The sequence below is a fragment of the Phytobacter diazotrophicus genome, assembly GCF_052061655.1.
In the GTDB taxonomy this organism is placed as follows: Bacteria; Pseudomonadota; Gammaproteobacteria; order Enterobacterales; family Enterobacteriaceae; genus Phytobacter; species Phytobacter diazotrophicus.
In genome coordinates this window covers 4,781,073-4,795,242 of record NZ_CM125428.1, presented here as the reverse complement: position 1 = coordinate 4,795,242, position 14,170 = coordinate 4,781,073, and the positions used below count along the sequence as shown (strand labels likewise).

Here is a 14,170-nt window from a genome sequence, read left to right as displayed (position 1 = left end):
CAGTTTGTCGTGAAATGGCAACGACATGCTGGATATAACGCGGAAAATTAGGAAGTTAAAAATGAACGCCCCGTAGCCTGGCTACGGGGCGGGAGAGGGTAAAACTTACTGCCCGTAATAGGCTTTTGCGCCGTGTTTGCGCAGATAGTGTTTGTCCAGAAGTGTCTGTTGCATCTCCGGGAGCTCTGGCGCGAGCTGGCGGCAGAAAATGCCCATATAGGCCACTTCCTCCAGTACGATGGCGTTGTGCACCGCGTCGTCGGCGTTTTTCCCCCAGGCGAACGGCCCATGTGAGTGCACCAGTACGCCGGGCATTTGCGCCGGATCGATACCCTGCTTTCTGAAGGTTTCAACGATCACGTTGCCGGTTTCCCACTCGTATTCACCGTTAATTTCGGCATCCGTCATTTTGCGCGTACAGGGAATGGTGCCGTAGAAATAGTCTGCGTGGGTTGTTCCGGTCGCCGGAATGGCCTGGCCGGACTGTGCCCAGATGGTAGCGTGGCGCGAATGGGTATGCACAATGCCGCCAATGGTCGGGAACGCCTGATAGAGCAGGCGATGCGTTGGGGTGTCGGAAGAGGGTTTCTTTTTCCCTTCCACCACTTCCCCGGTTTCGAGACTGACCACCACCATATCCCCGGCGGTCATGACGCTGTAATCGACGCCGGACGGTTTAATTATCAGTACGCCACGTTCGCGGTCAACGGCGCTGACATTCCCCCAGGTGAGGGTCACCAGGTTGTGTTTTGGCAGCGCCAGATTGGCTTCCAGCACTTGCTGTTTCAATGCTTCTAACATGCTTTCCTCCAGGAAAAAGCGGCCTGCCGGAGCAGGCCTAATGTTCCCCTGTTAACGTTTGGAGCCGTAATACACTTCGTTCCAGCGCAAAGCGTCTTTAAAGGCAGGCAGGCGGGTTTCGTTATCGATAGTCACAATTTCGATACCGTGTAGCTCAGCGAACTGGCGCATGTCATCAAGGTTCAGGGCGTGGCTGAACACGGTATGATGCGCGCCGCCCGCCAGAATCCAGGCTTCGGAGGCGGTCTGTAGATCCGGTTGTGCTTTCCACAATGCGTTCGCAACCGGCAGTTTCGGCAGATCGTGCGGCGTCTTAACGGCATCAACGCAGTTCACCAGCAGGCGGAAGCGATCCCCCAGATCGATCAGGCTGGCGTTAATGGCCGGGCCTGTTTTGGTAGAGAAGATCAGGCGTGCCGGATCGGCTTTACCGCCAATGCCGAGGTATTGAACATCCAGGATTGGTTTTTCATCCAGCGCGATAGACGGGCACACCTCCAGCATGTGCGAGCCGAGTGCCAGATCGTTGTTCTCTTCGAAGTGATAGGTGTAGTCCTCCATAAAGGAGGTGCCGCCCTGCAGACCGGTCGACATCACCTTCATGATGCGAAGCAGAGCGGCAGTTTTCCAGTCGCCTTCGCCAGCGAAGCCGTAGCCCTGCTGCATCAGGCGTTGAACCGCCAGGCCCGGAAGCTGTTTCAGGCCGTGTAAATCTTCGAATGTGGTGGTAAAGGCGTGGAAGCCCCCCTGTTCCAGGAAGCGTTTCATACCCAGCTCAATGCGTGCGGCATCAATCACATTCTGACGCTTGTCGCCATTCACCTGTGCGGCTGCGGTCAGGCGGTAGCTGCTTTCATACTCGTCGACCAGCGCGTTAACATCACCTTCACTGATGCTGTTCACGACCTGCACCAGATCGCCCACACCCCAGGTGTTGACGGAGAAACCGAACTTGATTTGTGCGGCTACTTTATCGCCGTCGGTCACCGCCACTTCACGCATGTTGTCGCCGAAACGGCACACTTTCAGATGACGGGTATCCTGTTTGGACACGGCCTGGCGCATCCAGGCACCAATACGCTGGTGCGCTTTTTTGTCCTGCCAGTGGCCGGTCACCACCGCATGCTGTTGGCGCATGCGGGCACCGATAAAGCCGAACTCACGGCCGCCGTGCGCGGTCTGGTTCAGGTTCATAAAGTCCATGTCGATGCTGTCCCACGGCAGGGCAGCGTTAAACTGAGTGTGGAATTGCAGAAGCGGTTTGTTGAGGATTGTCAGGCCGTTAATCCACATTTTTGCCGGTGAGAAGGTATGCAGCCACACCACCATACCGGCGCATTTGTCGTCATAGTTGGCGTCACGACAGATATTCGTTATCTCATCCGGCGAGGTGCCGAGCGGCTTAAGAACCAGTTTGCAGGGCAGTTTGGCCTCAGCGTTCAGCGCGTTAACCACTTGTTCGCCATGCTGCGTCACCTGACGCAGGGCTTCGGGTCCGTAAAGGTGTTGGCTGCCAATCACAAACCAAACTTCATAATTATCAAAAATCGTCATTATTGTGTCCTTAGTGAGTGAGCGCTGCCTGCGTTGCTGGCGCAGCTACAGGGAGATAGTGAAGCTCGGCGCTTTTCGCCCATTGCTGATAGCGGCGGTAGAGTTGTTCAAAGCGTTGAGCCTGCGCAGGTGCGGGTTGCAGCGTGTTTTCGATCTGGCTGGCCATTTGCTGTTGTGCGGCAGGAATATCGGTGTGAACGCCTGCGGCGACGGCGGCAAAAATAGCCGCACCGAGTGCACAGCACTGATCCGAGGCGACAATTTGCAGCGGGCGATTAAGCACATCGCAGCAGGCCTGCATGATGACGCGGTTTTTACGGGCGATACCCCCCAGCGCCATGACGTTGTCCACCGCGATACCTTGCTCGGTGAAACATTCCATAATGGCGCGAGCGCCAAAGGCAGTAGCGGCAATCAGCCCACCAAAGAGCGCCGGGGCATCGGTTGCAAGATTCAGGTCGGTGATCACCCCTTTCAGGCGCTGGTTCGCGTTCGGCGTGCGGCGGCCGTTGAACCAGTCGAGGACAACCGGCAGGTGTTCCAGCGATGGGTTTTGCGCCCAGGCCTCTGTAAGGGCTGGCAGTAGTTGTTTCTGGCTGGCTTTAATTTGCGTCTTCAGTTCCGGATGCTGCAGCGCCAGTTGCTCCAGCGGCCAGCCGAGGATGCGGCCAAACCAGGCATAGATATCGCCGAACGCCGATTGACCTGCTTCCAGACCAATAAAATCGGGTACCACGCTGCCATCCACCTGACCACAGATGCCTTTCACGGCACGGTCGCCGACGCTCGGCTTATCAGCGATAAGAATATCGCAAGTCGACGTACCAATGACTTTGACCAGCGTGTTGGGCTGTGCGCCTGCACCTACTGCCCCCATATGGCAGTCGAACGCGCCGCCGGAAATAACCACCGTTTCCGGTAAGCCAAGGCGTTGCGCCCATTCCGCCGTCAGCGTGCCAACCGGGATATCGGCGGTGTAGGTATCGGTAAAGAGTGGGCAGGGCAGGTGTTTGTTGAGGATTGGATCCAGTTCATCGAAGAAGCTGGCGGGGGGTAAACCACCCCAGCTTTCATGCCACAGGGATTTATGCCCGGCGCTGCAGCGACCACGGCGGATATCCTGCGGACGGGTGGTACCGGAGAGCAGGGCAGGCACCCAGTCGCACAGTTCAATCCACGATGCGGCAGCCTGAGCGACATTGCTGTCGGCGCGGGTCACGTGCAGGATTTTTGCCCAGAACCATTCGCTGGAATAAATCCCGCCAATGTAGCGTGAATAGTCGACTTTACCCGTTGCGTGGCACAGAGCGGTGATCGCTTCGGCTTCTTCGACCGCCGTATGATCTTTCCACAACACAAACATCGCATTGGGGTTGTCTGCAAATTCCGGACGCAGTGCCAGGACCCGGCCTTCTGCGTCGACAGGAGCAGGCGTTGAACCGGTGCTGTCCACGCCAATGCCTTTGACCTGGGCACGCTGTTCAGGTGTCAGTTCTGCCAGCACGCTTTTAAGCGCCATTTCCATCGACTCGATATAGTCCCGGGGATGGTGGCGAAATTGATTATGTGCCGCGTCGCAGTAACGCCCTTCTTGCCAGCGAGGATACCACTCGACGCTGGTGGCGATTTCTGCCCCAGAGGTACAGTCCACCGCCAGTGCGCGAACGGAGTCGCTGCCAAAATCGAGGCCAATTGTGATTGCCATCGTGTTGCTCCATGAAGAATAACCTTATGGAGAAACATAGTGATCGGCGGAAAAAAGCGTCAGGCAGGATTCGCTAATCTTATGGACGAAAATGCTATGGGAGTGCAAAGTGTGACCGTGTGCAAAAATTCCATGTGGACATTTTAATCGCCTTTATAGACACTTTGGTTGACTCTTTTTGTCCCCTTTGCGTCATAAAAATGGCGTAATTGCTTTTATCTGGCGGGGTTAAAAGTGGCGGCGTTTTCCTTGTGCCTGGTCAAAACGCCTGATTAATGAAAAGCGTATCAATATGGACAATTGGTTTCCTTCATGATGCCCGGAGTATCGAGTTTATGGCTGAGTCACAAAATGATCCTCTGTTGCCTGGTTACTCGTTTAACGCCCATCTGGTGGCGGGGTTGACCCCTATCGAGTCCGAGGGCTATCTCGATTTTTTTATCGATCGTCCGCTGGGAATGAAGGGGTACATTCTCAATTTCACCATTCGTGGTGAGGGGGTCATCAATAACCACGGGAAACAGTATGTTTGCCGCCCCGGTGACATGATTTTGTTTCCGCCGGGAGAAATTCATCACTATGGCCGCCACCCGGATGCCAAAGAGTGGTATCACCAGTGGGTCTACTTCCGTCCGCGCGCCTACTGGCATGAGTGGCTAAGCTGGCCGACCATTTTCGCGCAGACTGGTTTCTTTCGCCCGGAAGAGCCCTGGCTGGCGCAGTTTAGCGAGCTCTTTGGGCAGATTATCGATGCCGGGCAGAGCGGAGGACGTTACGCAGAATTGCTGGCGATAAATCTGCTCGAACAACTGTTATTGCGCCGTATGGATGCCATCAATGAATCACTGCATCCGCCGCTCGATAACCGCGTGCGCGACGCCTGCCAGTACATCAGCGATCATCTGGCGGACAACCATTTTGATATCGCCAGCGTCGCGCAGCATGTGTGTCTGTCACCGTCCCGTCTCTCGCACCTGTTCCGTCAGCAATTGGGGGTGAGCGTGCTGAGCTGGCGCGAGGATCAGCGTATCAGTCAGGCGAAGCTGCTGTTGAGCACTACGCGTATGCCAATCGCCAGCGTGGGGCGTAATGTCGGCTTTGAAGATCAGCTCTATTTCTCACGCGTTTTTAAAAAATGTACCGGCGCCAGTCCCAGTGAATTTCGTGCAGGATGTGAATAGAGCGTAAAGATAGGCAAGGAGTGGCCCGGCAACCTGTCATAACCGGCAAAATATTCAGATAATTGAAGCTTGACCCTCAGGGTATGCGCCTGGAGAATTCCAGCTTCATTTTTTGACCGGAAAACATATGCAAGCACTGCTGGAACACTTTGTTACCCAATCTACGGCCTATACGCTGATTGCGATTGCACTCGTAGCTTTTCTGGAGTCGCTGGCGCTGGTGGGGCTTATCCTACCCGGCACCGTGATGATGGCGGCACTCGGGGCGCTGATTGGCAGCGGTGAAGTGAATTTCTGGCACGCCTGGATGGCGGGGATTGTGGGATGTCTGCTGGGGGACTGGATCTCATTCTGGCTCGGCTGGCGTTTCAAAAAACCGCTGCACCGCTGGTCATTCATTCGCAAAAACAAAGCGCTGTTGAATAAAACCGAGCATGCGCTGCATCAGCACAGCATGTTCACCATTCTGGTGGGGCGGTTTGTGGGGCCGACGCGTCCGGTTGTGCCGATGGTCGCGGGCATGCTTGATCTGCCGGTCACGAAGTTTATCCCGCCTAACATCCTTGGTTGCTTGCTGTGGCCGCCTTTCTATTTCTTGCCTGGTATCCTGGCGGGAGCGGCGATTGATATCCCGGCGGGGGAGCAGAGCGGTAACTTTAAATGGCTGCTGCTGCTGGCAGCGGTGCTGCTCTGGCTGGCATTCTGGATGTGCTGGCGCCTGTGGCGTAGTGGTAAAGCCGGACTGGATCGTTTAACGGTATATCTGCCGCGTCGCCGATTGTTCTGGCTGGCGCCGCTGCTGACGGTGGGGGCCGTGTTTGCGGTGACCATTCTGGTTCGCCACCCTTTAATGCCCATCTACCTGTCTATCTTGCAAAAAGTGGTTACCTGATCCCAAGCAGCGAGGAGACAGGCGCGTTGCCGCTGAGCAGTTCGTCTGTTTTCCCGTCCCAGGCGATACGACCATCGGCAATCACCAGCGCGCGCGACGCGATACGGGCGGCATCTTCCACATTGTGCGACACCATCAACAGCGTTAACTGCTGGCGATGACAAATCTCTTTTACCAGTGCAAGCATCTCCTGGCGCAGGGCCGGATCGAGCGCGGAGAAGGGTTCATCCAGCAAGAGCACGGGTTGTTCACGCACAAGACAACGGGCCAGTGCCACGCGCTGTCGCTGGCCACCAGAAAGCTGATCCGGCATGCGGCCAAGCAACGTATCCAGCCCCATAGTGCTGGCAATGGCCTCAAGTTTTGTATTTTGCGCACTAGACAGTTTTAGGCCAGGGTTCAGCCCCAGACCTATATTTTGCCGCACCGTGAGATGGATAAAGAGGTTGTTCTCCTGAAATAGCATCGACACCGGGCGCCGCGAAGGCGGCGTGCGTGTGTGATCGCTATTCTCAATCATAATGACGCCGCTGGCCGGGGAGAGAAAACCGGCGATTAAATTTAGCAGCGTACTTTTCCCGGCTCCGCTAGGCCCAAGCACGGCGACCTGTTCGCCCTGTTGGATCGACAGCGTAAAACGCATGGGTAAATGCTGATACAGCCAGGTTACATCAGTCAGTCTTAGCATGGCGGCCCGGAAGTTTTTCGATAAGGGTGAACAGTAAAAAGCACAGTAACAGCAAAATCAGCGCGGTAACCGCACCATCCTGCGTGCGATAGGCGCCAATTTGCTGATAAAGATAGAAGGGCAACGTACGGAAATCGTCATTGCCAAATAACGCCACAACGCCAAAATCACCAATTGACAACACGCAGGCAAAGGCCAGCGCCTGCGCCAGCGGTGCTCTAAGGGCACGCAGTTCAATGACCTTTAACCGATTGAAACCTTCAATACCCAGAGACTGACAAAGCAGGCTGTAGCGTGCCGTCACATCCCGCATGGGGTTCTCCAGTACTTTCAGTGCATAGGGAATCGCCATCAACGCATTGGTGAAAATCACGATGCCATCGGCGGACGAGGGCAGGCCGATGCTGTTATTGAGCAGCAGGAAAAAGCCGGTCGCCAGCACAATACCAGGCATCGCCAGAATCAGCATGCCGCTCATCTCCAGCGCTTGTCCGGCCAGTTGATGCTGGCGGGCGCGTAGCTCACGGCTGCTCCAGAGTAGCATCATGGTCAACGTGATACACAGTAACCCCGCTCCCAGAGCAATGCGCACAGAGGTCCAGATTGCCTGCCAGAGCACGGGCTGAGCAAGCACATGAAAAAGGCTGAGGTTCAGGCCATCGATAATGACCGCCAGCAGGGGTGGCAACAGTAGAAGAAGCGCCAGTGTGATGAGCGTATAGTCGGCGATACGGCTGAAAAAGCGATCTTCCGGGTTGCGCCAGCCCTGAATCTGATGGCTACCCACGGAAATGGCTTTGCTAAGGCGCTGGCTGAGCAGAACCAGCCCCAGGCAGCAGATCATCTGAATTAACGCCAGCAGTGCCGCGCGGCCTGGGTCGAAGTCGTAACTCAACGCCTGATAGATAGCCAGTTCAATCGTCGTCGCTTGCGGGCCGCCGCCCAGCGACAGCACGGTGGCAAAGCTTGCAAAGCAGAGCATGAAAATCAGGGCGGCGACAGGCGGGAGCTGGCGGCGTAGCCAGGGCCACTCGACATAGCGGAAGAAAGACCAGCCGCGCATACCCAACTGCGCGGCCAGTTGTCGCTGCTCGCCGGGGATCTGCTCCAGCGTCTGGAGCAGCAGACGGGCCGCCATCGGCAGGTTAAAAAAGACGTGCGCCAGCAGAATGCCGGGCAATCCGTACGGTGAAAATGTCCACTCCAGACCTGCTGCGCGAAACGCCGAGGCAAGCCAGCCCTGGCGGCCATAAACACTCAGAATACCAAATACCCCAACCAGCACCGGGAGGATCAGCGTCATGGCGCACAAGCGCAGCAGGGCAAGACGGCCAGGGAAGCGTCGCCGGTAGAACGCGCGAGCGAGAAAGATAGCCGGTGCGACGGAGAGCAACGCCGACAGAAAGGCCTGCCAGAAAGAGAAACGCACCACGTGCCACAGATAGCTATCGTGCAGGAGTGCCGCCAGATCGGCCGCGGGAGCGTTTTGCCAGAGCGCGAGAAACGCGGAGAAGGCAACCGCCACCATCAGGGCGGCGGCGGCCAGTCCGGGAACCAGCCAGCCGAAGATTAGCGGCTGACGGCGCGTTGCCATGCGTTAATCCATTCGCTGCGCTGGGTTGCGACGTCTTGCGGGCTATATTCCAGCGAGGTTTGCGGCTTCACCAATGTATCGAATGCGGCGGGCAGCGAGACATTGCTGACCGGGTACATCCAGTTGCCGGTCGGGATGGCATTCTGGAATGCCGGAGAGACCATAAATTTCAGGAACTTCTCTGCCAGTTCCGGCTGTTTGCTGGCGGCGGTTCGGGCAGCGACTTCAACTTGCAGATAGTGGCCTTCGGTAAATGCTGCGGCTGCATAGTTGTCTTTCTTCTCTTCAATGATGTGATAGGCCGGAGAGGTGGTATAGCTCAGCACCAGGTCGCCTTCCCCTTTCAGGAACAGACCGTACGCTTCGCTCCAGCCTTTGGTGACCGTCACGGTTTTGGCTGCCAGTTTTTGCCAGGCTTCCGGGGCTTTATCGCCGTACACTTTCTGCATCCACAGCAGCAGGCCGAGACCTGGTGTGCTGGTACGCGGATCTTCATAAATCACACGCCATTTCTGCGAGCTTTCTACCAGCTCTTTCAGGCTCTTTGGCGGATTTTGCAGTTTATTTTTGTCATAAACGAACGCGAACCAGCCGTAGTCGAAGGGAACGAAGGTGTCGTTTTTCCAGCCGCCAGGCACGCTAACGGCGTCGGGTGAAATACCGCTTTTGGCGAACAGTTTGGTCTGCGTGGCGGCTTCAAGCAGGTTGTTATCCAGCCCCAGCACCACGTCCGCTTTGCTGTTTTTACCTTCCATACGCAGGCGGTTAAGCAGCGATACGCCATCTTCCAGCGCGACAAATTTCAGTTCGCAGTTGCAGTCGGCTTCGAAGGCTTTTTTTACCGCTGGCCCCGGTCCCCATTCCGCAGAGAAGGAGTCGTAGGTGTAAACGGTCAGGGTCGGTTTCGCGAAAGCAGGGGCTGCGGCAAGCAGCAGGAATGGCAGAACTTTTTTAAGCACTTTGCACCTCAAAAATGGGTGGCAAAGAGGATTTAAGCGATAGCCTCAAATCCCTTCGCCGGCGTTATCCGGATCAGGTTCGACGGGTATTTTCTCAGCACACGCTTTTGGCGCAGCACCCCGTTGAGCACCGCGCCATTGTAATGATTTTGTAAGTTTTCTGAAAGCGCCCCTTCATCATTCAGCAGGAAGAGCCGGAATCTCAGTGATTACGGGTCCGGCGGGGCGAACCATGCGGATTTGAAGTCAAACCAGCCAAGGGTGTTCATACGCAGACCGCGCATACTGCGCTGGCCCTGAATCCGCAGCCAGTGGTGAATCAGCGGTACCATGGCTTTGCTTTCCAGTAACTGCTGGCACCAGACGGCCAGATTCATTTTCCCGGCTCGCCAACGCTCAGCATCGGCCTGCCAGTCCAGCGGGACGCAGTGTTGAATCAGCGGAACTTCATACAAATGCGTGAAGAGAGAAAAATCGAGCGGCAGCGTGAAGTTGGCGCTATTAAGCCAGATATCACTGACGATATCGCCACGGTGCCACTCTTCATAATCCACCTCTTGTATCTCCAGGCGTATATCATGTTGCGCCAGTAGCTTGCTCATGGTGTTGGCAATGGCTTTATGCTCGTTGTGATCGCGGTAGAAGGTCAGCGTGAGCGATTCCAGCCCCGCCGGTTTTTCACCACTGGCTGGTCGCGCATGGTGCCAGCGCGGTAGCAGTCCGTACGCCGGGAACCAGTACTGCTGATAATGTTCTTCGGCGTGATAGAGCAGCCGGGTAGGGGAGAGCACCTGGCTTATCCAGTCGCGAACCCCCTGGTTTGCTCCCCGGTGCGAGCGTGCGTCGAAGAGCAAATAATAACAGCCCTCTTCAAGGCGGCTTTCGACCGCTTTTTCACCGTCGGTTGGTCCGTCGATGGTCAGGCCGCCGTTCGGTTCATCACCAATTTCCGGCAGTACCCAGACATTAACTTCATCAATAAGCGCGCGATACCCAAAGTAATCATCAAACGCATGGATTTTCAGTTGGTTATTGTTATTGCGGGTGACAGCATAAGGCCCGGTGCCGACCGGATGGCTGGCGAAGTTGGCCATCGAGTTCCACTCCTGCGGCAGGATCATGGCGGGTACATGCCCCATCAGCCAGGGCAGCCAGTTGTCCGGCTGTGACAGATGAATATCCAGCGTCCATGGCGTCGGGGAGATAACCTGGGTGATATGCGAGTAGAGCGGCAGCGTGCAAACTCGTTCGAGGGACGCAATAACATCGCGCATCTCAAGTTCACGGCCATGGTGAAAATGGATGCCGGGGCGCAAATAAAAACGCCAGTGGAACGGCGTGATCGCTTTCCAGTGATGCGCGATATCGGCTTCCAGTTCCCCATTTTCCTCATTTATGCGAGTCAGAGCGCTAAAAATTTGCCGCGCCATGTGGGTTTCAGAGCGCCGCAGGGCGGTGCCTGGCAGTAGGTTACGTAGAGGACGGTAGTACAAAACCCGCAGAATATGCCGCCCCTGGCGGAAGCTGCGGCCCAAATGCGAGATCAGCATCTGGCGGACGGCGCTCTTATCGCCCACCAGTTGAACCAGTTGCTCAATACGATCCTGCTCCAGCAAATCCTCTGCCCGCTGTTGCTGTAAGGCAAGGCCGGTATAAAGAAAAGTCAGGCGTGAACGCTTGCCGCGACCGGCTTCAGCCTCCCATGTCAGCCAGCCGCGCTCTTGCATGGTATTGAGCAGGGTCCGCATATGGCGACGCGAACAGCTCAGCAGATCGGCCAATTCATTGAGCGTAGTCTCCTGAGATTTCCCGTCGCAACATTGCCACAGACGAATGAACTGTTGTTGCAGGCGACCTGATGGCATAAAAGGGGAACTCCTGATGAAAAGTCAGCAATTTATTTATCCCTATATTAAGCCAATAATCTTCCGTGATGAAGCGAGGAGGTGGTTATGAAGAGATCGTCTACACAGCAATTTTACTTAGCGTATTTTCGTGCGACGCAGAATGCGTCCCGGCTTTTTCGTTTGAGTACGAATCAGCGGCTGAAAATGCTCGAAGAATTAATGCAGTGGGAAGTGACAATCCCGGTCTCGAAACCCTGAAACGCGTCCATCATGTGTGACTGAGTATTGGTGCTAATCACCACGCCAGCAGTTATTATCTGCTGGCTTTTTTCGTTTCTTTCGCATGCAAGGGATCTTTATGCTCTGGTTAGTCACGATGGGACGTCGCCTGAATGGGGTCTTCATCGCTTTTATGATCGTCGCGTTTATGATCGGTGTTGCTGGTGCTTTGCAGGCCCCAACGCTGAGCCTGTTTCTGAGTCGCGAGGTGGGTGCGCAACCGTTTTGGGTTGGACTGTTTTATACCGTTAACGCCATTGCCGGGATCCTGGTCAGCCTCGGGCTGGCAAAACGCTCTGACCAACAGGGCGATCGGAAAAAATTGATTATGTTTTGCTGCCTGATGGCGGTGGGTAATGCTCTTCTGTTTGCTTTCAATCGACATTATCTGACCTTAATCACCTGTGGCGTGATGCTGGCGTCGCTTGCCAGTACTGCTATGCCGCAGCTTTTCGCGCTGGCGCGGGAATACGCAGACAGTTCGGCGCGTGAAGTGGTGATGTTCAGCTCGATCATGCGTGCGCAAATTTCGGTGGCATGGGTTATTGGCCCGCCGATGGCCTTCATGCTGGCACTCAACTATGGCTTTACCGCCATGTACTCGATTGCCGCTGGTATCTTCGTAATCAGCCTGGTACTGGTGGCGCTCTGGTTGCCCTCTGTGAAGCGAATTGAACAGCCTGCGGATATTGCTGTTACAGAAGTCAGTGGCTGGGGCAATAAGAACGTCCGTATGTTGTTTATCGCCTCGACGATGATGTGGACCTGCAACACGATGTACATCATTGATATGCCGCTGTGGATCAGCAGCGAGCTGGGGTTACCGGACAGTCTGGCGGGCGTATTAATGGGAACGGCCGCGGGGCTTGAGATCCCGGCAATGATCCTGGCAGGTTACTACGTTAAGCGCTTTGGTAAACGCAGGATGATGGTCAGCGCAGTGGCGGCGGGCGTGGTCTTCTATGTAGGGCTTATCATGTTCCATAGCCGTGAAGCTCTGCTTGGTCTGCAGCTCTTTAACGCTATCTTTATTGGGATTATTGCCGGTATAGGCATGCTATGGTTTCAGGATCTGATGCCAGGCCGCGCCGGGTCCGCAACGACGCTGTTCACTAACAGTATCTCTACGGGGGTGATCCTCGCCGGGGTGATACAGGGCGCGCTGGCACAAAGCTTCGGCCATGCGAAGGTGTACTGGGTGATAGCGGTGCTTTCGCTGGTGACGCTTTTTCTGACCAGCCGGGTCAAAGACGTCTGAGGCGAAAAACGCTCCCGGCTGACGGTTGCCGGGAGCGGTGGGTTATTTCAGTACAATGCGTTTGATATCGCCAATGATAAAAATATAAGCGACAACGCCAATCAGCGCTGTCAGACCAATATAGATAAGCGCGTAGAAGAAATTCCCGGTACCGGAAATAATAAACCCTATGATCAGCGGCGTAATAATGGACGCCATATTAGCGCAGAAGTTAAAGATTCCACCTGTCAGCCCCGCCATATTTTTCGGCGCAATATCGGAAATTAACGTCCAGCCTAGTCCGACCATGCCCTGGCCGAAAAAGGCAATCGACATAATCACGATCACCAGCGTGTTATTCGATACCCAGTTTGCTGTGATAATACAACTGGAGAGCAGCAGGCCGGAAATGATCGGCAGCTTTCTGCTGATATTTACCGATGCGGTTTTCTTCAATAATTTATCGGAAATCCATCCGCCAAAAATGATGCCTACCGCCGCCGAGAGAAACGGCCAGGTCGCAAAAAAACCGACGTGCAGCCACGGGAGATGCCGCTCGTGGGCAAGATAAGTGGGAAACCATGTCAGAAAGAACACCAGCGTGGTGTTACCTGCAAATTGCCCTAAGCTGGCGCCAATGACCTGTCGGCAACACAGCAGTTTTTTGGCGTCCGGCCAGTTAAAAGGGATGTTTTCACTGCCTTTTTCTTTATTTCCGACTCCAATGTATTCCAGCTCTTCTTTATTTGCCGTTGTTGATTCGTGGGGCTCTTTATAAAACTTCCACCATACAAACGTAAAGGCTATACCGAGTGCGCCGGTGATGAAAAATAATGTTCTCCAGCCGTGGTGCTCAAGGATTAAAAATAAAATCGGCGAGAAAGCGGCCAGGCCAATATATTCTCCGACAGTGTAGGTTGCCGTTGCCCGGGCGCGTTCATGCTGTGGAAACCATGTTCCTACGACGCGACTGTTAACCGGGAAACAGGGGGCTTCACTGATCCCCAGGCCTAAACGAAATAGCAGTAGAGATTTTAAGCCCACTGAAAAACTTTGCAGTAAGGTAAAAGCCGACCAGAAAAAGATAGAAAGGGCGTAGGTTATTTTGTTTCCGAAGCGATCTAAAAACATGCCTCCGGGGATTTGTGCCAGCGCGTAGGTCCAGGCAAAGGCCGAGAACACAATACCCATCATGGCGGGATCAATATGGATCTCAGTGCTGAGTGCCGGAGCGACAATACCTAAGATAGTCCGATCCAGATAATTGATCATCGTACCGATAGATAATAACAATAAAATTACAATTCGCGCTTTGGTTCGCTTTTGTTGGCCTGCTAAAGGCACAGCACTTTCCTGGCTGATACTTGTCCTCATAGTAGTTTCCTTTAATATTTAAAATATTTTTGCATATCCCTTAATATGCAGAAATACTT

12 protein-coding genes and 1 riboswitch are annotated in these 14,170 nt (G+C 54.8%); of the genes, 4 read left to right on the top strand and 8 right to left on the bottom strand.

Features of this window, described 5'->3' with window-relative positions; translation table 11 throughout:
• Positions 1-105: 105 nt before the first annotated feature.
• The 3 genes from araD to araB are packed head-to-tail and all read right to left on the bottom strand — an operon-like array spanning position 106 to position 4,060.
• The gene (araD, locus tag ACS0RQ_RS23260) at positions 106-801 is read right to left on the bottom strand and encodes an L-ribulose-5-phosphate 4-epimerase (RefSeq protein ID WP_271848806.1); all 696 of its coding nucleotides are present in this window, start codon (positions 799-801) and stop codon (positions 106-108) included.
• 51 nt (positions 802-852) lie between these two features.
• On the bottom strand, positions 853-2,355 hold the full coding sequence (gene araA, locus ACS0RQ_RS23255) for an L-arabinose isomerase (RefSeq protein WP_039078337.1): 1,503 nt from the start codon (positions 2,353-2,355) through the stop codon (positions 853-855).
• Between the two features lie 10 nt (positions 2,356-2,365).
• Positions 2,366-4,060: a ribulokinase gene (gene araB / locus ACS0RQ_RS23250; protein WP_039078338.1), complete on the bottom strand. Its 1,695-nt coding sequence runs from the start codon at positions 4,058-4,060 to the stop codon at positions 2,366-2,368.
• Between the two features lie 335 nt (positions 4,061-4,395).
• On the opposite strand from araB, the gene araC reads away from it, so the two are divergent.
• Together araC and ACS0RQ_RS23240 are read left to right on the top strand one after the other, a co-directional pair.
• On the top strand, positions 4,396-5,241 hold the full coding sequence (araC, locus tag ACS0RQ_RS23245; protein ID WP_039078339.1) for an arabinose operon transcriptional regulator AraC: 846 nt from the start codon (positions 4,396-4,398) through the stop codon (positions 5,239-5,241).
• 127 nt (positions 5,242-5,368) lie between these two features.
• The gene (locus ACS0RQ_RS23240; RefSeq protein ID WP_079497263.1) at positions 5,369-6,133 is read left to right on the top strand and encodes a DedA family protein; all 765 of its coding nucleotides are present in this window, start codon (positions 5,369-5,371) and stop codon (positions 6,131-6,133) included.
• Here the strand turns inward: ACS0RQ_RS23240 and thiQ are convergent.
• The 4 genes from thiQ to sgrR form a co-directional block, all read right to left on the bottom strand.
• Positions 6,126-6,821: a thiamine ABC transporter ATP-binding protein ThiQ gene (gene thiQ, locus ACS0RQ_RS23235; protein WP_271848807.1), complete on the bottom strand. Its 696-nt coding sequence runs from the start codon at positions 6,819-6,821 to the stop codon at positions 6,126-6,128. The genes ACS0RQ_RS23240 and thiQ overlap by 8 nt on opposite strands.
• Positions 6,805-8,415, bottom strand: a complete 1,611-nt coding sequence (thiP, locus tag ACS0RQ_RS23230) for a thiamine/thiamine pyrophosphate ABC transporter permease ThiP (RefSeq protein WP_271848808.1) — start codon at positions 8,413-8,415, stop codon at positions 6,805-6,807. Before thiP ends, thiQ begins: the two co-directional genes overlap by 17 nt.
• Positions 8,391-9,374 carry a thiamine ABC transporter substrate binding subunit gene (thiB, locus tag ACS0RQ_RS23225; protein ID WP_271848809.1) on the bottom strand — a complete coding sequence of 328 codons (984 nt, stop codon included), beginning with the start codon at positions 9,372-9,374 and terminating at the stop codon, positions 8,391-8,393. The genes thiP and thiB overlap by 25 nt, the downstream gene beginning before the upstream one ends.
• 32 nt (positions 9,375-9,406) lie before the next feature.
• Positions 9,407-9,507: riboswitch (TPP riboswitch) on the bottom strand.
• A 76-nt stretch (positions 9,508-9,583) separates the two neighbouring features.
• Entirely contained in the window at positions 9,584-11,239 is a 1,656-nt protein-coding gene (gene sgrR / locus ACS0RQ_RS23220) for an HTH-type transcriptional regulator SgrR (RefSeq protein WP_271848810.1), read from the bottom strand.
• An 87-nt stretch (positions 11,240-11,326) separates the two neighbouring features.
• Here sgrR and sgrT point away from each other — a divergent pair, with 87 nt between their 5' ends.
• Positions 11,327-11,479: a glucose uptake inhibitor SgrT gene (gene sgrT / locus ACS0RQ_RS23215; protein ID WP_072039723.1), complete on the top strand. Its 153-nt coding sequence runs from the start codon at positions 11,327-11,329 to the stop codon at positions 11,477-11,479.
• Positions 11,480-11,579: 100 nt separating this feature from the next.
• Positions 11,580-12,758, top strand: a complete 1,179-nt coding sequence (locus ACS0RQ_RS23210) for a sugar efflux transporter (protein ID WP_039078345.1) — start codon at positions 11,580-11,582, stop codon at positions 12,756-12,758.
• A 42-nt stretch (positions 12,759-12,800) separates the two neighbouring features.
• Here ACS0RQ_RS23210 and ACS0RQ_RS23205 read toward each other — a convergent pair whose 3' ends face one another.
• Positions 12,801-14,111 (bottom strand): MFS transporter, encoded by a 1,311-nt coding sequence (locus tag ACS0RQ_RS23205; protein WP_271848811.1) that lies wholly within the window; start codon positions 14,109-14,111, stop codon positions 12,801-12,803.
• Between the last annotated feature and the right edge of the window lie 59 nt (positions 14,112-14,170).